Raw genomic sequence first — 18,542 nt, forward strand, 5'->3', positions numbered from 1 at the left:
CCTCGATCAGCATCCGAGCTGATCGGCGACACCTTCCATGGACTCCGCGATCACGTCGAACGCGTGTTCGGCCTTGAAATCGACCGTCTGCTCCGGTCCGTATTCCGTCGGCCGCGCGATGAAGGCCGTCTTCAGGCCGAGATTTCGCGCGGCGACCAGATCGTCATTATGCGCGGCGACCATCATGCACTCCTCGGGCGCCAGATGCAGCAGACGGCAGCCGGTCAGGTAGGTCTCCGGCTGCGGCTTGTAGGTCTGCGAAATTTCAGCACCGAGAATCATGTCCCACGGCAATCCGCCGTTCTTCGCCATGTTGACCATGAGCGCGACATTGCCGTTGGACATGGTGGCGATGATGAATTTCTTCTTCAGCCGCGTCAGTCCCGGCACGCTGTCCGGCCAGGGAGAGAGGCGATGCCAGGCGCGGTTAAGCTCATCGATTTCCGCCTCGCTGAGGCTGTCCACACCGAACTCCTCCAGCACCTCCAGAAGGTTTTCCCGGTGCAGCGTATCGAGCGCGACGAAACCGCGATCGCCGGACCGGATCACCTTCATGGCCGGCTGGTAGCGCCGGCGCCAGGCCAGCGCGAAGGCCTGACCGTCGATCCCGAGCCCCTTCGCATCTGAGAGCCGGTCAACTTCGGCGGCGATGCTGTTGCGCCAATCGACCACGGTCCCGAAGACGTCGAAAAAAAGCGCTTTCACCATGAGCCGTTCCTCCTCCCCGAATTATTGTTGCGTTCCCGTACTCCGGAAAAGCCTCCGCCCAGTTGCACAGATTTCTTGACCGGAAATCGAAAGCCGGGACAATGGTATACAGTTCGTACGGCTGGAAGACCGGGAAACAACGGTTAGCAGACCGACGAAAGGGTAGGCGAACGGAGGAACGTCAGGCAACGCTCCCAAATGGCAAGAGTCTCTTCTTCGCTATGCGAAGAAGCGTTGCTGCGCGTGACAAACCGCGCCTCTCAACAAGAATTTCCGTATGTAGGGAAGGAGTTACGTCCATGAAGAAGCTTTGGCGGTCTACCGCCACCACTGCGCTGGCCATCGGTGTCGCGGCCCTCTTCGGCCCCGCCGCCGCGAAGGCCGAAACACCGCAATACGGTGACGAATTGCGCATGGTGGTCGGCTCGAACATCCCGTCTTTCGACGCGCATATCGAGTCCACTTTCGGCATGATCCATCCGATCCGGCCGTTCTACAGCGTGCTGATCCGGGTCAATCCGGACAATCCCTCGTCGCCGACCGACTTTGTCTGCGATGTCTGCGAGGGTGCCGTTCCGAAGCCGACCGAAGGCGGCACGAAGTACACCTTCAAGATTCGGAATGACATCAAGTTCCATGACGGCACGCCGCTCACCGCGCATGATGTCAAGGCAACCTTCGACAAGATCGTCTTCCCGCCGGAAGGCATCGCGTCGAACCGCGTCGCCTACTTCCGCATGGTTGAATCGATCACCACGCCGGACGATTACACGGTCGAGTTCAAGCTGAAAAATCCGAGCGGCACGTTCCTGCCGTCCGTCGCCATGCCGTTCAACTTCATCTACGCGAAGAAGGACCTGGATACGCACGGCTACACCTGGCACCAGAAAAACGTGAACGGCTCCGGCGCCTTCAAGTTCGCCGAATACGTTCCTGGCAGCCACGTGAAGGGCGTCAAGTACGAAGGCTACCATCACAAGGGTCAGCCCTATCTCGACGGCTTTACCGCCATCGCGGCCCCGAAGATGTCGGTTCGCCTGCAGGCGATCCGCGGCGGCCAGGCCGATATCGAGTTCCGCGGCTTCCCGCCGAAAGCGCGTGACGACCTTGTCGCGGCCCTCGGTGACCAGATCACCGTGCAGGAAAGCGACTGGAACTGCGTCCTGATCGTGACGCCGAACCATGAGGTCAAGCCGATGGACGATGCGCGGGTTCGCCGTGCCCTGTCCCTCGCCATCGACCGCAAGGGCGGCTCGCAGTACCTCTCCAAGATCGCGATCGTGAAGACGGTCGGCGGTATCGTCTTCCCGGGCCACCCGCTTGCGGCGACCGAGGAAGAGCTGTCGCAGCTCGCCGGCTACGGCAACGATATCGAGGCGAACCGGGCGGAAGCGAAGCGTCTGCTCAAGGAAGCCGGTCACGAGAACCTGAAGATCACCCTGCACAACCGCGGCGTCGACCAGCCGTACAAGGTTGTCGGCACCTGGCTGATCGACCAGTGGAAGAAGATCGGCGTCGAGGCGGACCAGTGGGTCCAGCCCTCCACTCCGTTCTATGCGACCCTGCGGTCCAAGAAGGACTTCACGATCTCGCTCGACTTCAACTGCCAGTCGATCATCAACCCGATCGCCGACATCTCCAAGTTCCTCCCGGGATCGGGCGCAAACTACGCCTACTTCCAGGACGAGCAGCTGGTGAAATGGTATGACGAGATGCTGGCCGAAGGCGACGAAGCCAAGCAGCGTGAACTCATGCGCAAGTACGAGAAGCGGGTTCTGGATGATCTGGCCTCCCAGTTCATCACCCTGTGGTGGTACAAGATCAACCCGCACCGTTCCTACGTGAAGGGCTGGAAGATCGCGCCGAGCCACTATCTGAACCAGGCTCTGGACAATATCTGGATCGATCAGGCCGAGAAGAAACGTCAGCTCGGCGGCTGATCCCGGATAAATGAACTTGGCCGCCCCGCCCCGGTGCGGGGCGGCCTTCCTTTACCAGCTAAATATCGGAATCGACGGACGGCATGTACGGATACATCGTCAAACGCATGCTCATGCTGCTGCCCACACTTCTCGGCGCAGCCATTCTCGTATTCCTTCTGCTGCGGCTTGTCCCGGGCGATATCTGCCTGATCAAGTTCGGCGGCGAGGGATCGTACGCAGACCCGGAGCAAATCAAGCAGTGCCAGGAACGGCTTGGCCTGTCAGAGCCGATCTACGTCCAGTTCGTGGATTACATCGCGGGGTTCCTGACATTCGACCTCGGCACGTCCATGTGGACCGGCCGATCCGTCGAACATGAGATCGGGATCAGGTTCCAGCTCTCCCTGCAGATCGCGATCATGGCGACCCTCACCTCGATCGTCATCGCCATTCCGCTCGGCGTCATTTCCGCCGCGAAGCAGAACACGATGACGGATTACGTCGTCCGCGGCTTCAGCATCGCCGGCATCGCCATGCCGTCCTTCTGGCTCGGCATTCTCATCATCCTGGGCCTCTTGATCACCACGCAGGAATTACTTGGTCGTCCCTGGATGCCACCCATTCATTACGTGCCGATCTGGGAAGACCCGATGCATAACCTCTCACAGCTGATCTGGCCGGCCCTGGCGACCGGATACCGCTATTCGGCGGTCGCCACCCGCATGACCCGGTCGGCGATGCTTGAGGTTCTCGGCGAGGATTACGTCCGGACCGCTCGCGCTAAGGGCCTGGTCGAGAAGATCATCATCAACAAGCACGCGCTGAAGAACGCCATGCTTCCGGTGGTCACGATCATCGGCATGGAATTCGCCTTTCTGATGGGAGGTCTGGTGGTGACGGAGCAGGTCTTCAACCTGAACGGCATCGGCAAGCTCTTCGTCGAGTCCGTGACGCAATCGGACTTCACCATGACCCAGGCGCTGGTGATGCTGGTGGTGGTGATCTTCGTCGTCATGAACTTTCTCGTCGACGTCGCCTATGCGTGGCTCGATCCGCGCATCCGGTACAGCTAGGGGAGATTTGAGACATGACCACTATGGACGTGAGCCCCGAGACAAACACCGGCTTCCGGCGCAAGACGGTCTGGGACCATCTCAGCCGTCTCGTGCGGCGTCAGCCGCTCGGCGCGGGCGGAGCCGTCGTCATCATCGTCATGCTGATGATGGCGCTCTTCGCAGAGTTCATCGCCCCCTACGATCCGGAGGCAAACAGCTTCGAATACATGCTGGTTCCGCCGAGCCTCGACTTCCTGCTCGGCACCGATCAGTTTGGACGCGACCTGTTCTCCCGGATCGTCTACGGCGCCCGGACCGCACTCTTCGTCGGGTTTGCCTGCGCCATCATCGGGGCGTTCGGCGGGCTGGTGCTTGGCGTTGCGAGCGCTTATTTCGGCGGCTGGCTGGATCTTGTCATGCAGCGCATCATCGATGTGTTCATGGCCTTCCCGCTGATCATCATGGCGCTGGCCATCGTCTCAATCTTCGGGACGGGAACGGACAAGGTGATCATCGCCATCACCATCCCGTTCATTCCGAGATGCGCCCGCGTCGTCCGATCGAGCGCGCTGGCGGTTCGCGAAATGCCCTATATCGACGCCGCAAGGTCGATCGGTTACGGCCATTTCCGGATCATCATGAAGCATATCGCCCCGAACGTGGTGGCGCCGTTCCTGATCATGCTGACGGCCTTCCTCGGCGAGGCCATCCTGCTCGAGGCTTCCCTCTCCTATCTCGGCCTCGGGGTTCAGGAGCCGACCCCGGCCTGGGGCCTGATGCTGCAGGGCGGTGCGGAGGAATATGCCGAAAGCGCGCCGTGGGTTCCGGTCTGGCCGGGGCTTGCGATCACGATCGCGGTGTTCGGCTTCAACCTCTTCGGCGACGCTGTCCGCGACATGCTGGATCCGAAGCTGCGGACCCGGTAAGCGCCAAACATCGAAACAAGAAACCCCGCCATTCGGCGGGGTTTTTTATTGGCTCGCGACAGAGGGGCACCTGCGGTGCAGAACCTTGTCACGGGAAAGAAAAACGGCGCCTCCGGGCGCCGTTTTCCAATCAGTGATGCACCGAGCGAGAGGCCGCTCAGTTCTCCAGCACGAAATGCCCTTCGCCGACCTGGCGGTATTCCCGCTTCGGCGGCTCGTAGCCCATCGGCTTCAGCGGGCTCGGGATCTCGTCCGTCATCAGGTTGAGTTCCCGCTTGCGGCGGGACGGATCCGCGACCGGCACGGCCGACATCAGCTTCTTGGTGTAAGGATGCTGGGCGTTCTCGAACACCGCGGCCCGAGGCCCGATCTCGACGATCTCGCCAAGATACATCACCGCGACCCGGTGGCTGACGCGCTCCACGACCGCCATGTCGTGGCTGATGAAGAGATAGGCGAGGCCGAATTCCTCCTGCAGATCCATCATCAGGTTCACCACCTGCGCCTGGATCGACACGTCCAGGGCCGAAACCGCCTCGTCGGCAATGATCAGCTTCGGCCCGAGGCCGAGGGCACGGGCGATACAGAGCCGCTGACGCTGGCCGCCGGAGAATTCATGCGGATAGCGCTCGGCGTGCTCGGCATCGAGACCGACGCGGCGCAGCAGCTCAACCACCCGCTCGTCCGCTTCCTTGCCCTTGGCGAGACCGTGCACGACCATCGGTTCGGCGATCGTGGCGCCGGCCGTCATGCGCGGATTCAGGGACGCGAACGGATCCTGGAAGATCATCTGCATGTCGCGGCGGAGCGGACGCATTTTCTTCGGATCGAGCCCCATGAGCTCGGTGCCCTCGAACTTGATGCTGCCGCGGTTCGGCTCAACCAGCTTGATGATCGAGCGGCCGGTGGTCGACTTGCCGCAGCCGGACTCGCCGACCAGCGCCAGGGTCTCGCCCGGTTGCAGCTCGAAGGAGACTCCTTCGACCGCATGAACCCGGGCCGTCGCCGCACCGAACATCCCCTTGCGGATGTCGAATCGCGTGGTCAGGCCCTCGACCTTCAGCAGCGGCGCCGCGTCGTGCCGGACCGTGTCCTGCATTTCCTCGAGCGTCGCCTCGGCGCTGGCGCCTTCCTTGACAACGTCGCCCTCGGCCCGCTTCACGTCCACATTCGCGAACTTGGCCGGGAAGGTCTTGCCTTTCATGGAGCCGAGCTTCGGCACCGCGGCGAGGAGCGCCTTGGTGTAGGGATGCTGCGGGTGATGGAAGATCTGCTCGGCCGGGCCTTCCTCGACCTTCTCGCCCTTCAGCATCACGACGACCCGGTCCGCCACCTCGGCCACAACACCCATGTCGTGGGTGATGAACATGACCGACATGCCGATTTCCTGCTGCAGCATCTTGATCAGATCGAGGATCTGCGCCTGGATCGTCACGTCGAGCGCGGTGGTCGGCTCGTCCGCGATCAGCAGGCTCGGCCGGCAGGCGAGCGCCATGGCGATCATGACGCGCTGGCGCATGCCGCCGGAGAGCTGGTGCGGATACTGGGTAAGCTGCTTTTCCGGCTCCGGAATGCGCACCAGCTTCAGCATCTCGAGCGCCATATCGAGCGCTTCCTGCTCGCTCTTGCCCTGGTGCAGCATGATCGTCTCGGCGATCTGGAAGCCGATCGTGAACACCGGGTTCAGCGAGGTCATCGGCTCCTGGAAGATCATCGAAATGTCGTTGCCGCGGATATCGCGCATCACGCTCTGCGAGGAGGTCGCGATATCGATGACTTCGCCGTTCTTGCGCCGGAAGTTGATGTCTCCGGAAACGATCTGGCCGCCTGCATAGTCGGTCAGCCGCATCAGCGTCATCGCGGTCACGGACTTGCCGGATCCGGATTCCCCGACCACGGCCAGGGTCTCGCCCCGATCGATATGCCAGGAAACCCCGTCGACCGCCTTAACGGTCTGATCGTCCAGCGGAAAATGTACCCGAAGATCGTTCACTTCGATCAGTCGGTCCTGATGCATTTATACGGCCTCCCTGGCTCGCTCGTCAGATGCCGGTGCTTTTGAAGTGTTTTTCTTATTGCACCCCTATTCAAGCCGGGGAGTGTGTCCGCTTTTCCGCATTGAATCCAGACGCAATATGCCAAATTTCGCTTGCCGGAACCCGGGCCGCCAATCGGCTTCCGCGCTTTAACGCCAAACGTGCGAAAGCTCCGCATTACTTCTCGATAGACGGATGCTTTCCCGGGACTTTCTGTCACGCAGACCACACGGTCCCACGCCTGCGCTTTGCGACGTAGGCTTTTCGTAGCCATGGCCGGGCATGATCTGGCAGGTTTCGGGTTCCGATCATTTAAGGACCCAGGAAGACATGAAGGCGGGGACAAAGGCGTCCGGCCCCGGGCCGGACCGCCGCGCGGCATTCAACGAAGGTATTCGCCACGGGCTCGCCGTGCCGTCCATCGTCGTTTTCTCGACCATGCTCGGCTTCGGCTCCATGGCCCACGCCAACGGTTTCTCCGCCTTCGAGGCCTTCCTTTCGACCCTCCTGGTCTGGGCCATGCCGGGCCAGGTGGCCATGGCGGACCTCCGCGCCTCCGGGGCCGACCTCTTCGTCATCCTGCTCGCCGTCTCGATGGCGAGCGTGCGCTTCTTCCCCATGGCGACCATCCTGGTCGGCACGCTGCGCGGCGCGACGCCGGATTTGCCGCGCCAGTTGCTGATCGCGCACCTCATGTCCGCCTCGACCTGGCCGATGGGCATGGCCGCCTCCCAGCGCATGCCGGTCGCCTCAGCCATGGCCTATTACTGGCCGGTCGCAACACTTTGCATAACCTTCGGCTGCATCGGGACGCTCGCCGGCTACTGGCTCTCCGCCGACATGCCGGAGATCGCGCGGCTGACCCTGGTTTTCCTGAACGTGGTCTTTCTGTCGCTGCTCTTCGCGCAGACTCGCGACCGGCTGGTCATTCTCGCGGTCGCGACGGGCGCGGTGCTCGGCCCGCCGCTTCATGCGCTGGAGCCGAATTACGGCGTGCTGCTGACCGGCGTGATCGGCGGCACGTTCGCCTATGCCCTGCTCGGGAGGCGGCGATGAGCGGCACTGCCATCACACCCCTCGCCCTCGTCCTCCTTGCGGCGTCGGTCACCTTCCTCTGGCGCGCGCTCGGCGCCGTGCTCGCCTCGAAGATCGATACCGAGGGCGCGCTCTTCCGCTGGATCGCCTGCGTCTCCTATGCCACCGTCGCCGGGCTGATCAGCCGCATGGCCGTGCTGCCGACGGGCGAGCTCGCGGAAACCCCGCTTGCCCTTCGCCTCGGCGCGGTCGCGATCGGTTTCGCAGTCTATTTCCTCGCCCGGCGGAACCTGCTGCTCGCCGCCGCCGCGGGCGCCGCGAGTTTCGCCGGCGGGCTCGCCCTTCTCCCGGTCTGAACCGGGCCAAACCCCGGCAACAATGAGGAAATTCCATTTCCGCGTAATATCGGGCACACTCTTCGCGGATGGGAGAGCCCGGCGGCCGGCGAAGGCCGCACGCGTGAAGGAGCCGTTCCATGGCCAAGACGCTCAACCCGATAGACACAGAAGAGGAACCGCGCCCGGACCCGCTCAACCCGGCGGAGGATACGCCGAGCGAGCTGGCGGAGACGACACATGCCGAGTTCCTCGCGATCTACCGGGACGCCTCGAACAATCTGCGTTTCGCGAAGACCCAGCAATGGCGCTCCGTGCTCTATTTCTCCGTCGGCGCAACGCTGGTGACCGCCTACGGGGAATGGACGCACTGGCAGGCTAAGGACCTCGCGCGTCTCCTGCTCTTCATGGTCTGGGTTTTTAGTCTCGCCAGCGCTGCCGTGATCCTCAGCCTTCAATGGTGGCAGGCGGCGGAGAACAGCAAAATCGCCTATGTCACCTCGAAATGGGGAAGCTTCAGCGCGGCTGCCCGGAACCGGAAGTCGAAGCTGATGAGCGACATCCAGCGCTACGGCATCCTGATCGCGATGATCCTCTACCTCGAATTCGCCACCATCGCGGTGACACGGATCTTTCTGCTGAACATATGACCCCCCGAGCGAAGGGAGCGGCAATGACGGAGGAAACGGCAGGGGGCGAATCGGCCTGCTTTATGCACACTCTTGTCGACGGCCAGCCGGTCGATCCGGATACCTGGCGCGATGTCGAGCGCTTCCGGCGCGCCGAACGGCAGCGGCTTTACGACCTGCGGAGATCCTTCTCCCCGGAGCAGCGCAGTACCGCCACCGCGGCGATCGTCAACGATCTGAAATCGGTTGCCGGTCCGCTCGAAGGGCTGAACATCTCGGTCTACTGGCCGATCCGGGGCGAGCCGGACCTCCGCCCCTGGATGAAAGAGGCGCACGAGGCCGGAGCACGGATCCTGCTGCCGGTCGTGGAGCAGAAGGGTCAGCCGCTCTCCTTCCGCCACTGGGAGCCGAGGGCGAAGATGGCGCGCGGTATCTGGAACATTCCCGTGCCGGCTTCCTGTGAAACGGGCCTGCCGGATCTGGTGATCTCGCCCCTCGTCGGCGCCGACGAGGACTGTTTCCGGCTCGGCAATGGCGGCGGCTATTACGATATGACGCTGGCGCGCCTCAAACCGCGCCCGCGGATCATCGGCGTCGGCCTGCCCGGCTGCATGCTGAAGACGATCTTCCCGATGCCGTGGGACGTGCCAATGGACGTGGTCGTCCTCGGAGACGGCAAGCCGCAGACAAGAAATTCTGCCACCCGCGGCTGATCGAAAGCTCGCGGAGGCGCCGCTTCACTGATAGGCGACACAGGCCTCGCACGGCGTCCCGGAGACATCCTGCCGCAAATGGGCTTCCCTCAGTTCCTTGAACCGTTCGGAATGCCAGGCCTCGAGGAAAGGCGTCGCGGTCAGGTCGCCCATGTGGAAACGACCGTCATGGTCGAAGCAGCAGGCGCTCAGCTGGCCGTCCCAGGTCACGTGCCCCTCGGTGAAGATCGACCAGCAGGGCAAGGCATCGCGGAGGGCGCCGGAGCGGCCGCGATTGCCCGCCGTCGGGGCCCATCCCTGGGCCTTTTCCCGCTCGGTCACGAGCGAGGCCTGATTGTAGAGCGGCAGGGCATAGACCTCGTCCGCGACCTCGGCGATGCGCGCCACGGTTTCCCGCATCCGGTCGCCCTGCTCGCCGTCATATTCGATGTAGCTCGCATAGATCCCGCAGCGGTGTCCGGTCTCCGCGTACACACGGTCACGCACCTCGGCTGCGCTCCGCAGATTGCGCTCGATCGCGGCGTATAGTTTCGGCTTCACCTGCGCGACGCTCTGGAACTGGCCGGCATCGGCGTAGTTCATGGAGAATTTCAGACTGTCCAGCCCGGCCCGGATCGCCGCCTCGACCCGCTCCGGCGTGCTGACGGTGCCGTTCGTCGTGAGAAACACATAGGGAAAACCCGCCTCCTCCTTCGCGAACCGGACCGCGTCGGCGAGCCACGGCAATAGGAAGCTCTCGCCGAGATAGAACAGGCCGAGTTCCTCAACCCCGGCCTGCCGCATATCGACCGTAAGCCGCTCGAAGAAGGCGCGGTCCATGTCGGCATGCTGGCGGAGCGACATCGAACGGGCGCAGAATGTACAGGCGAGATTGCACCGCGCCGTCAGCTCGATCTTCACCGAGCGCGGTGCCGGCGGCAAGGCCTTCCGGTAATTCGGATCCATCTTTGTTACCCGGTCGATACGCTCTGTAATTCCCATTTCCGCCTCCTTTCGGCGATTCCTCCGGGGCGCATGCCCACCGGAATACCGGGGAGAAAAACAGGTGTTTCGCGAACGATCCTTGACTTATATCAAGTCGCCTGAATGCTGCGTCGATTTGACCGGGGGTTCCTCCCTTAGTGCAGGAAGGCGAGCAAAACGTAGCGTTCGCCGCTGGTGACCGGACGCGCCTCGTGCAGCAGGGAGCAGGAAAAGGCCACCGCATCGCCGGGTCCCGGCCGGTAGCCGAAATCGCCGGATTCCGGGAAGACGAGATAGCCGCCGGTATAGTCGCCCGCGCCCTCTTCGTCCGCGCCGGTATTGAGATTGAGCGTGACGGCGAATTTCCGGGTCTGCGTGGCGGCCGTCGTGTTGTCCCGGTGTGCACGGAAATGCCCGCCGTCGGCGCCGCTGTAGCGCACGATCTTGAATTCCTCGTGACGCTGGATCGGGCAATGCGTCGCCTTCTGGATCTCCGGGATCACCCGGCGTGCGAAGATCTGCTCGATCTGCTTCTCGAGCGCGCTGCCGGAGGCGATCACATGATCGCGCCGCACCTTGACCGAGGGGTCGGTCCTCAGCACGCCCTTGCCCTTCTCCTGCTGCATGAAGCCTGAGGGCTCGCTGCCTTGCGTGTCATGAACATGGATCAGCCAGCGGCACCAGTCAGGACTCAACACGCGCGGGACCGGCACCACCGGCGCCTGCACCGCCGGCCCCGGCCGGAAGGATTGCGGCGCCGCCTCTCCGACCGCCTTCATCACGGCGGCGAAATGCGCCTCCGCGCTCTCGCCCGGCGCGACCGGCAGGACCGCCAGCAGACGCGTGTCCGGGCCGATGAGCAGCGTGCCCTTGCCCTTCAGATTGACGTTATGCGCCAGCGCTCCCGGCTCGTCCGCGAGCACCGGAAAGCCGAGCCCCAGCTTCTTTTCCATAGCGAGATTGCGCACCGGCGCCGCGCGGCGCACGAGAAAGGGGGCGGCCCCCAGCGCAGCCAGCTCGCCGCGCAACTTCTCCAAAGCGGCGGCGGCCTCTTCCGCTGCCGCGTCGTCCGAGACATGGATCACAGCGACAGCGCCCGCCATCCTGTTCGGCGGCTTCGGCTTGCCGTCCGAGAGCTTCAGATCGATCGACGGTATGGTGTCGCCGATATCGAACCACGGATTGAGCGCGGGCTGTTTCATCGATGTGTAGCCTTCCCCGGTCTGCGGGAGTTGATCCCGTTCTGGGGATGAAGATAACGGGAGGGCACGCGAGCGGCAAAGGGCGATGGAAGAGATGGGCGGGGACGCTATTTAAGGGCGTATCCCGAAATACGCGTAACGTCGTCATCCCGGCCGGAGAGCCGGGACTTGCCGATCCGAGGGTGGTGCGCGGCATGACAGGATGCCGGACCGCGCCCTTGGAGTGACCTTCGATCAAAATTTCTTCTAAAATTAGATGAAAATTACTTTGACTTTTATACGATTTTCGATTGATTTATGGCCTGCGAAAGAATTTCGCGTGACCGTTCGAAAGCAAGATGACTCTAGAAAGAGGTCAGGCCATGGCTATAAGCAATTCCGTTCTGACAAATCCGGCAAGCTTCGTGGCCCTTCGGAACCTGAACCAGATCAATCGAGATCTGGATACCACGCAGGATCGTGTCTCCACCGGGCTTCGGGTCACCGGCGCTCTGGATGATGCGTCCAACTTTGCCATAGCCCAGGGCATCCGAACCGAAATCAGCGCAATCAGCTCCGTTATCCAGGGCCTGAACAACGCGAAGGGCATCGGCAAGGTGGCGCTTGCCGGTCTGACCGGCATCTCGAATCTCCTGATAGATATGCGGGGAAAACTCACTGAACTTGCGAATGAAGGCATCACGCAAGAACAGCGCGACATCCTCGTGAACGACTACGGGGAAATGCTCGATCAGGCTTTGGATTTCGCCAATAACGCCGAATACAACGGCGTCAACCTTCTGAACGAGAATGCAGGCGTCGACACACAGATCCTGTCCAACCTGCAAGGTGATACCCTGACGCTGAGTGGCGCCAAGAACGGGTCTTTCTGGCAAAATCCCGGTGACGGGCACAGCATGCAGACATGGATAACGTCTACGAAAGGCGCCCTGTCCGATTTACGAAACGGCGGGGGTGGATTCACAGCCGCGGAAGTCGCCCAAAGAGAACTCGAAGTGAATGTCGGAGACGGGGTGACGTATTACGACGACCTCGACGCGGCAGTCCGCCGATACACGGGGCGCCTTGCCGCCGAGGTGCGCGCACTGGATCTGCAGACCAGTTTTCTTGAAAGCCTCTCCGACGCGACCGAAGAAGGACTTGGCAACATCGTCGACGCCGACCTTGCCCGCGAATCCGCCACACTGACAGCGGTCCAGGTTCAACAGCAGCTCTCGACCCAAACCCTCGGCATCGCCAACCAGAGACCGCAGACCCTGCTTGGTCTGTTCAGATGACGGATTAAGTAGCGTGTCCTCCAAATTCCTCGTACCGGCCCGTGCTCAGTTCCAGAAAGCTTCCTGAACCACGGCGTCCCGCAGCCCCTCCGGCGTTTCGACCGTCACCGCCGTTCCCGCGTCCCAGTGGGTCATCTTCACCATTCCGATCGCGACGTTGGTCTTGAAATCCGGCGACCACACCGCCGAGGAAATCCGGCCGACGACCTGCCCCCGGGCCAGAACCGGCCAGTGGCGATCGCAGCGCGGCACGGGTGGCCCGTCGATGGCGATGGCGCGGATCTGCTTCACCGGCCCTTCCTTGGCGACCCGGAGAAGCGCGTCGCGGCCGATACAGCCGATCGCCGACTCGGTATTGCAGAACCGCCCGAGGCCGCATTCGTGCGGCGTGTTGTCGTCGGTCATGTCGTTGCCGTAGGAGAGCAGCCCGCTCTCGATGCGTTCGATCAGGTTCGGGCAGCCGGCCCGGACATCCATCGCCTTGCCGGCTTCCATGAGCGCGTTCCAGAGCGGCATGCCGATATCGCCGCCCTCGACATAGATCTCGAACCCGCCCTGTTTGGAATAGCCGGAGCGCGCGATCACCAGGTCCCGTCCGGCAAAGCCGAAGAGGCTGAACCGGAAAAACCGCAACGACCGGATCTGCTCGCCGAAGACGGCGCACATCAGATCCTCCGCCTTCGGTCCCTGCACGGCGAGCGGGGAGACGTCGGGTTCGTCCACAAGCACATCCAGCCGGTAGCCGTAGGCAATGCCCTTGACCCAGTAGAGCAGGTCGCTGTCGGCGATCGAGACCCACCAGCGATCCTCGGCCAGCTTCACCGCCACCGGATCGTTGAGCATGCCGCCGGTCTCGTCGACGATGGGCACGTAGTAGCATTGCCCGGGGAGCATCCGCGTCAGACTGCGCGGGGTCAGCATCTGCACGAGCCTGCCGGCGTCGGGCCCTCGGATCTCGACCTGACGCTCGCAGGCGACGTCCCAGACTTGAACCGCCTCCTTCAGATGACGGTAATCCTCCTCCACGGAGCGGAAGACCGTCGGCAGCAGCATGTGATTGTAGACCGTATAGCCCTTCACGCCCGCGGCCTCGACGCCGTCGCTGAAGGGTGTGCGCCGCAGACGGCGCGAAAGCGAGATTTCCACCATGGACAGGCCCCGAACTCCCAGAAGCTGCAGCACCGCCCTTCCAGGCGCCTTCGGGCAGGTGCAAGATCCTGCTGACGGCGCGTTTCGGGCCCGATGGTGTCAATCTAGGGAAAGTCTTTCAGCGGAACTGTCCGGGAAACGCCTGGATGAACGACTGATTGCGACATGCCGGAGCAGAGCTGGTGAAGCTGCGACAGTTCCGGGGACACGGCGGAGTCGGGCTCCGGGACAGGACACTCGCTTGTCCGGCATTTCCCGAATTAAGGGGACGAGATAGGTAATGTGCCTCTTAATTGGCAGGATCTGGACGATCGAAGGATTGATCGCCGCAACGGATCGATGTCCGGAATGACAGTCACTTAGCTCTAGAGGGGCACTGCAGTGAATTGATTCGTTTGTCACCTTAAACGCATCCCTATAATCACTTAATTCTTACTTGATTGGAAAACTTATATTTCTTGTCTCAGTTGAAATACGCTAATCTTACCCATTGCATGCATATTCAAAACCACCTCATTAGGGAGGGTAGCTATATGGCCCGCTGGTTCTCCATTTTAATAACATCGCTGATTTTTACACTATCAAACAGCGCATTTGCAAATGATGAAAAAATAAAGCAGGCTATAAACGTTGTAAAAAGCCTCTGCTTGGCAGGACAACAATATGACATCGAAGCAGACATAGAAGGAAATATTAGATTTAAGAGTTTTGTTCCGGGAGGAGAAGGAAGTTTTTCGATAAATGTTAGAGAAGCCTCAGGCGCGACGGCCATAAAAACCGAAAAACTTCGCCTAATTGCAGATCGCGAGGTGCGAGAGTGCACTAGAAATCAAATATCTCGAATTGTGGATGCTATTTTTTCCGAAAATCCACCTTCCGAGTCTTCTCAAACAGCAAAAAATCACTCCATCCGGTCTGCTAAATTTATTGGCCACCTCCCTGGCGAGCTATTAGCAATAGGACAACTAGAGAAATTGGACCGACAATATTTTCGATTCTCCGCCAGCGAACCAATAATAATAGATATCGATTCTATAGATACCGAAAATAGAATAGACGCACAATTATCCTCAAAGAATACGATAATACATGAAAACGGAAGCATAGAAAAAAAAGAAAGAATATTTAATGGCGTAAAGCTATTGCCAGGCGACTACTATCTTTCAATAAAACCTTCATCCAATTACTTAGCGTATTTTGAAATTAGGATTTCTGGATACCGCCACTGACTTCACCACTGATTTCTACTCCGCGTCCGGCACCCGCGCCTCTACCAGCGCCTGCGCCTGCCGCTTTGCCAACACCTCCACATCGAACCCCGCGATCAGGTCGTGGAACAGGCGGTACCAGTTCACCTCCGCCTTTAGGTGCAGGAACACCGAGCCGAGACCGATCGCGGCGCGGTCCATCAGGACGAATTCGCGCGGCGGCTTCACGCCCTGCAGGCGGCGGAGCTCGACATGGACCTTCTCCGCCACCTCGCGGCCATACATGCCCGTGTTGGTCTCCTGGATGCGGCGCGCCTTGTCCTCCATCAGCGGGGCATAGATGAAGCGGGCCCACATGTTGAGGACCCCGATCGTCTCCTTGTCGAGCCCCTCGAAGCCCCAGCTCTCGTAGGCATGCACGGCGAGCGCCTCGTCCTCGCTGGCGAGCGCGTTGTAGAGGTCGATCACGCCCTTGACGAAGCTCGGCGGGAAGACGCGGATGCAGCCGAAATCGAGCAGGTTGATGCTGCCATCAGGCCGCACCGAATAGTTCCCGAGATGCGGGTCGCCATGGATCACGCCGTACTCGTAGAAGGGTACATACCAGGCGCGGAACATGTTGAGCGCGACCCGGTTGCGCATCTCCTGGTCCTCGTGCGCGGCTATGAAATCGAGCAGCTTGGCGCCGGCGAGCCAGTTCATCGTCAGCAGACGCGGCGTCGTCAGCGCCTCGACCGCTTCCGGGACATGGACATTTTCCTCGTCCTTCAGCATCACGCCGTAGAGCGCCATGTGCCGCGCCTCGCGCTCATAGTCCAGCTCCTCACGGAGGCGGGCGGAGAGCTCCTTGTAGATCTCGTCGGTATGGATCGCCTTGTCGTAGCGGGCATAGATCGAGAAGATCAGCCGGAGCTGGCGGAGATCCGCCTCCACCGCCGAGGCCATGTCCGGATATTGCAGCTTCACCGCGAGTGCGTTGCCGTCACGGTCCGTCGCCCGGTGCACCTGGCCGAGCGAGGCGGCGGCCGCGGCCTCATGCTCGAAGCTTGCGAACCTCGATTGCCAGGCGGCGCCGAGTTCCCGGCTCATCCGGCGCTTCACGAAGAGCCAGCCCATGCTCGGCGCGTCGGCCTGCAGCTGCACCAGCTCGTTGGTGTATTCCTTGGGCAGCGCGTCGGGGATGGTGGCGAGGATCTGCGCCACCTTCATCAGCGGCCCCTTCAGGCCGCCGAGTGCCTCGCGCAGCTCCACCGCATGGGCGCCCTTGTCGAGACTGAGGCCGAGATAGCGCTCGCCCGCGACCCGTGCGGCAAGGCCGCCCACCGCGCCCGTGACCCGGGCGTAGCGCTTCACGCGGCCGCCGAGAGAATTGCGTTCGATGTCTTTCATGGCGCTGAAGATAGGGCACAGCCGCGCCGATGCCAGAGGCAATCCGATCCCATTTCGCAATTGTATCGCGCCGCCCGGATCCCTAGGTTCCAAGTGTCGCCAAATGGTTGGCGGCGAAGTTCTCGGGGCGGGGTGAAAGTCCCCACCGGCGGTAACACGAGAGGGCCATCCGGCTCTTCCGTGAAGCCCGCGAGCGCCCGGCACTGCCGGGGTCAGCAGATTCGGTGAGAGTCCGAAGCCGACGGTGAAAGTCCGGATGAAAGAGAACGGCATGGAGGCGCCGCGCCTTGGGTACGGCGTGCCTATCCGTGTTCGAACTCGGCCTCGATTCCTTATGTTCAACAAGGAGTTGGAACCGATGACCCAGAAAGATATCAAACCCACCACAGGCCCGGTCGGCGGCCGCATCGCCTTCGTCCAGGCCCGCTGGCACCACGACATGACCGGCCAGGCCCGGTCCGGCTTCGCCGCCGAGCTTGCCGAACGCGGCTTCGGCGGCGACCGCGTCGATTATTTCGAGGTGCCCGGCGCGTTCGAGATCCCGCTGATGGCCCAGCGGCTCGCCGCGCGGCCAGACTATGACGCCATCGTCGCCACCGCTTTCGTCGTCGACGGCGGAATCTACCGGCATGATTTCGTCGCCTCCGCAGTGATCGACGGGCTGATGCGCGTCCAGCTCGACAGCGGGGTGCCCGTGCTCTCCGTCGTCCTGACGCCGCACCACTTCCACGGCACGGACGATCATATCGGCTTTTTCCGGGCCCATATGGAAACCAAGGGCCGCGAGGCCGCGCATGCCTGCCTTGAGGTCCTCGATCTCGAGGAGAAACTCGCCGCCTGACGTTCGGGCCCGGCACTTCCGGACACGGCTCTCACCCGCACGTGACTGGCCGTGTCCGGCACGCTGGCTTATGTCTCTAGGCAGGATAGTTGCGGCCGGAGGATACGCCATGCTGTTGAAACGATGGAAAGGCTGGGAACTGCCGGAAAGCGCGGCAACGCCTGAATCGGTGTTCCGGAACCGCCGTGCCCTGCTGAAAGGCATCGCCGCCGGGCCTATGGTGCTGTCGGCAGCGGCCCTGACCGGCTGCGGAGAGGAAGCGACGGCGGAAGGCGATCCGGCCAGCATGCTCGCGGCGCTCCCGCCGGATCCGTCCGCGCATCTCTACCCGGTGAAGCGCAACCCGGCCTACGCGGATGCCGGTCCGAAATACCCGCTCACCGCGGAAGACCTCGCGACCAGCTACAACAATTTCTACGAGTTCGGCAGCCACAAGGACATCGTCCGCGCGGCGCAGGACCTGAAGATCCGTCCCTGGACCGTGACCCTCGACGGCGAGGTTACCAAGGCGAAGACCATCGATATCGATGACCTGCTGGAGCAGATGCCTCTGGAAGAGCGGGTCTACCGCCACCGCTGCGTCGAGGCCTGGTCGATGGTCGTGCCCTGGAGCGGCTTTCCGCTCTCCGCGCTGGTAAAGCTCGCCGAACCGCTCTCGTCGGCGAAATATGTCCGCATGGAGACCTTCATGGATCCGGAGATGGCGCGCGGACAGAAACAGCACTGGTATCCCTGGCCCTATATCGAGGGCCTGACCATCGAGGAGGCGATGAACGACCTCGCCTTCATCGCGACCGGGATCTACGGCAAGCCGATGCCGCGGCAGAACGGGGCGCCGCTGCGCCTCGCGGTGCCGTGGAAATACGGCTTCAAATCGACCAAGTCGATCGTCCGCTTCACCTTCACCTCCGAGCGCCCGGTCTCGTTCTGGGAATCCCTGCAGGCGAGCGAGTACGGGTTCTGGGCCAATGTGAATCCGGAAGTGCCGCATCCGCGCTGGAGCCAGGCCTCCGAACGACCGCTCGGCGGCGGCACCAAGATCCCGACCCTGCTCTATAACGGCTATGCCGAACAGGTGGCCGGTCTCTACAAAGGACTGGAGAACGAGCGCCTCTTCATGTAGGTCCGGAGTCCGTGACAGACTGGCCGTGGGG

General features: G+C 62.0%; 17 protein-coding genes and 1 riboswitch. Of the genes, 11 read left to right on the top strand and 6 right to left on the bottom strand.

The window, feature by feature from the left end:
• Positions 1–6: 6 nt before the first annotated feature.
• Positions 7–708, bottom strand: a complete 702-nt coding sequence (locus JJ959_RS06300; RefSeq protein WP_292880989.1) for a haloacid dehalogenase type II — start codon at positions 706–708, stop codon at positions 7–9.
• 299 nt (positions 709–1,007) lie between these two features.
• Between JJ959_RS06300 and JJ959_RS06305 the strand changes: the two genes are divergently transcribed.
• The 3 genes from JJ959_RS06305 (at position 1,008) to JJ959_RS06315 (ending at position 4,611) form a co-directional block, all read left to right on the top strand.
• Complete coding sequence (locus JJ959_RS06305; protein WP_292880991.1) at positions 1,008–2,648, top strand: ABC transporter substrate-binding protein; 1,641 nt, start codon at positions 1,008–1,010, stop codon at positions 2,646–2,648.
• Positions 2,649–2,731: 83 nt separating this feature from the next.
• Positions 2,732–3,703, top strand: coding sequence for an ABC transporter permease (locus tag JJ959_RS06310; RefSeq protein WP_292880994.1), 972 nt, complete (start codon positions 2,732–2,734; stop codon positions 3,701–3,703).
• Between the two features lie 14 nt (positions 3,704–3,717).
• Complete coding sequence (locus tag JJ959_RS06315) at positions 3,718–4,611, top strand: ABC transporter permease (RefSeq protein ID WP_292880997.1); 894 nt, start codon at positions 3,718–3,720, stop codon at positions 4,609–4,611.
• Between the two features lie 157 nt (positions 4,612–4,768).
• Here JJ959_RS06315 and JJ959_RS06320 read toward each other — a convergent pair whose 3' ends face one another.
• Positions 4,769–6,628: an ABC transporter ATP-binding protein gene (locus JJ959_RS06320; RefSeq protein ID WP_292880999.1), complete on the bottom strand. Its 1,860-nt coding sequence runs from the start codon at positions 6,626–6,628 to the stop codon at positions 4,769–4,771.
• A 349-nt stretch (positions 6,629–6,977) separates the two neighbouring features.
• Here JJ959_RS06320 and JJ959_RS06325 point away from each other — a divergent pair, with 349 nt between their 5' ends.
• The 4 genes from JJ959_RS06325 to JJ959_RS06340 all read left to right on the top strand — a co-directional run bounded on the left by JJ959_RS06325 (position 6,978) and on the right by JJ959_RS06340 (position 9,359).
• Positions 6,978–7,703 carry an AzlC family ABC transporter permease gene (locus JJ959_RS06325; RefSeq protein WP_292881002.1) on the top strand — a complete coding sequence of 242 codons (726 nt, stop codon included), beginning with the start codon at positions 6,978–6,980 and terminating at the stop codon, positions 7,701–7,703.
• Positions 7,700–8,038 carry an AzlD domain-containing protein gene (locus JJ959_RS06330; protein WP_292881005.1) on the top strand — a complete coding sequence of 113 codons (339 nt, stop codon included), beginning with the start codon at positions 7,700–7,702 and terminating at the stop codon, positions 8,036–8,038. The genes JJ959_RS06325 and JJ959_RS06330 overlap by 4 nt, the downstream gene beginning before the upstream one ends.
• Before the next feature lie 119 nt (positions 8,039–8,157).
• Positions 8,158–8,667 carry a hypothetical protein gene (locus JJ959_RS06335; RefSeq protein WP_292881008.1) on the top strand — a complete coding sequence of 170 codons (510 nt, stop codon included), beginning with the start codon at positions 8,158–8,160 and terminating at the stop codon, positions 8,665–8,667.
• A 23-nt stretch (positions 8,668–8,690) separates the two neighbouring features.
• Complete coding sequence (locus tag JJ959_RS06340; RefSeq protein ID WP_292881011.1) at positions 8,691–9,359, top strand: 5-formyltetrahydrofolate cyclo-ligase; 669 nt, start codon at positions 8,691–8,693, stop codon at positions 9,357–9,359.
• Between the two features lie 24 nt (positions 9,360–9,383).
• Here the strand turns inward: JJ959_RS06340 and JJ959_RS06345 are convergent, their stop codons facing one another.
• Both JJ959_RS06345 and JJ959_RS06350 read right to left on the bottom strand, forming a co-directional pair.
• Positions 9,384–10,340, bottom strand: a complete 957-nt coding sequence (locus JJ959_RS06345; RefSeq protein ID WP_292881013.1) for a radical SAM/SPASM domain-containing protein — start codon at positions 10,338–10,340, stop codon at positions 9,384–9,386.
• A gap of 137 nt (positions 10,341–10,477) precedes the next feature.
• Positions 10,478–11,524: a 2OG-Fe(II) oxygenase gene (locus tag JJ959_RS06350; RefSeq protein WP_292881016.1), complete on the bottom strand. Its 1,047-nt coding sequence runs from the start codon at positions 11,522–11,524 to the stop codon at positions 10,478–10,480.
• 362 nt (positions 11,525–11,886) lie between these two features.
• Here JJ959_RS06350 and JJ959_RS06355 point away from each other — a divergent pair, with 362 nt between their 5' ends.
• A complete protein-coding gene (locus JJ959_RS06355; protein ID WP_292881019.1) occupies positions 11,887–12,801 on the top strand; it encodes a flagellin in 915 nt (304 codons plus the stop codon).
• Positions 12,802–12,846: 45 nt separating this feature from the next.
• On the opposite strand, the gene JJ959_RS06360 is transcribed toward JJ959_RS06355, so the two are convergent.
• On the bottom strand, positions 12,847–13,983 hold the full coding sequence (locus JJ959_RS06360; protein WP_292881021.1) for a dimethylsulfoniopropionate demethylase: 1,137 nt from the start codon (positions 13,981–13,983) through the stop codon (positions 12,847–12,849).
• A gap of 500 nt (positions 13,984–14,483) precedes the next feature.
• On the opposite strand from JJ959_RS06360, the gene JJ959_RS06365 reads away from it, so the two are divergent.
• Complete coding sequence (locus JJ959_RS06365) at positions 14,484–15,179, top strand: hypothetical protein (protein ID WP_292881023.1); 696 nt, start codon at positions 14,484–14,486, stop codon at positions 15,177–15,179.
• A 15-nt stretch (positions 15,180–15,194) separates the two neighbouring features.
• Here JJ959_RS06365 and JJ959_RS06370 read toward each other — a convergent pair whose 3' ends face one another.
• Positions 15,195–16,547: an AarF/ABC1/UbiB kinase family protein gene (locus JJ959_RS06370; RefSeq protein WP_292881025.1), complete on the bottom strand. Its 1,353-nt coding sequence runs from the start codon at positions 16,545–16,547 to the stop codon at positions 15,195–15,197.
• A gap of 114 nt (positions 16,548–16,661) precedes the next feature.
• Positions 16,662–16,819, top strand: a riboswitch (FMN riboswitch).
• 86 nt (positions 16,820–16,905) lie between these two features.
• Between JJ959_RS06370 and JJ959_RS06375 the strand changes: the two genes are divergently transcribed.
• Both JJ959_RS06375 and msrP read left to right on the top strand, forming a co-directional pair.
• Positions 16,906–17,388, top strand: coding sequence for a 6,7-dimethyl-8-ribityllumazine synthase (locus JJ959_RS06375; protein ID WP_292881027.1), 483 nt, complete (start codon positions 16,906–16,908; stop codon positions 17,386–17,388).
• 109 nt (positions 17,389–17,497) lie between these two features.
• The gene (msrP, locus tag JJ959_RS06380; protein ID WP_292881030.1) at positions 17,498–18,511 is read left to right on the top strand and encodes a protein-methionine-sulfoxide reductase catalytic subunit MsrP; all 1,014 of its coding nucleotides are present in this window, start codon (positions 17,498–17,500) and stop codon (positions 18,509–18,511) included.
• Positions 18,512–18,542: the final 31 nt, after the last annotated feature.

It is taken from the genome of Nisaea sp., from assembly GCF_017640745.1.
Lineage (GTDB): Bacteria > Pseudomonadota > Alphaproteobacteria > Thalassobaculales > Thalassobaculaceae > Nisaea.

Coding starts and splice junctions, on each gene's coding strand:
- JJ959_RS06300 (WP_292880989.1), bottom strand. CDS start 708: ATGGTGAAAGCGCTTTTTTTCGACGTCTTCGGGACCGTGGTCGATTGG.
- JJ959_RS06370 (WP_292881025.1), bottom strand. CDS start 16,547: ATGAAAGACATCGAACGCAATTCTCTCGGCGGCCGCGTGAAGCGCTAC.
- JJ959_RS06375 (WP_292881027.1), top strand. CDS start 16,906: ATGACCCAGAAAGATATCAAACCCACCACAGGCCCGGTCGGCGGCCGC.
- JJ959_RS06305 (WP_292880991.1), top strand. CDS start 1,008: ATGAAGAAGCTTTGGCGGTCTACCGCCACCACTGCGCTGGCCATCGGT.
- JJ959_RS06325 (WP_292881002.1), top strand. CDS start 6,978: ATGAAGGCGGGGACAAAGGCGTCCGGCCCCGGGCCGGACCGCCGCGCG.
- JJ959_RS06365 (WP_292881023.1), top strand. CDS start 14,484: ATGGCCCGCTGGTTCTCCATTTTAATAACATCGCTGATTTTTACACTA.
- JJ959_RS06340 (WP_292881011.1), top strand. CDS start 8,691: ATGACGGAGGAAACGGCAGGGGGCGAATCGGCCTGCTTTATGCACACT.
- JJ959_RS06330 (WP_292881005.1), top strand. CDS start 7,700: ATGAGCGGCACTGCCATCACACCCCTCGCCCTCGTCCTCCTTGCGGCG.
- msrP (WP_292881030.1), top strand. CDS start 17,498: ATGCTGTTGAAACGATGGAAAGGCTGGGAACTGCCGGAAAGCGCGGCA.
- JJ959_RS06345 (WP_292881013.1), bottom strand. CDS start 10,340: ATGGGAATTACAGAGCGTATCGACCGGGTAACAAAGATGGATCCGAAT.
- JJ959_RS06320 (WP_292880999.1), bottom strand. CDS start 6,628: ATGCATCAGGACCGACTGATCGAAGTGAACGATCTTCGGGTACATTTT.
- JJ959_RS06350 (WP_292881016.1), bottom strand. CDS start 11,524: ATGAAACAGCCCGCGCTCAATCCGTGGTTCGATATCGGCGACACCATA.
- JJ959_RS06335 (WP_292881008.1), top strand. CDS start 8,158: ATGGCCAAGACGCTCAACCCGATAGACACAGAAGAGGAACCGCGCCCG.
- JJ959_RS06310 (WP_292880994.1), top strand. CDS start 2,732: ATGTACGGATACATCGTCAAACGCATGCTCATGCTGCTGCCCACACTT.
- JJ959_RS06355 (WP_292881019.1), top strand. CDS start 11,887: ATGGCTATAAGCAATTCCGTTCTGACAAATCCGGCAAGCTTCGTGGCC.
- JJ959_RS06315 (WP_292880997.1), top strand. CDS start 3,718: ATGACCACTATGGACGTGAGCCCCGAGACAAACACCGGCTTCCGGCGC.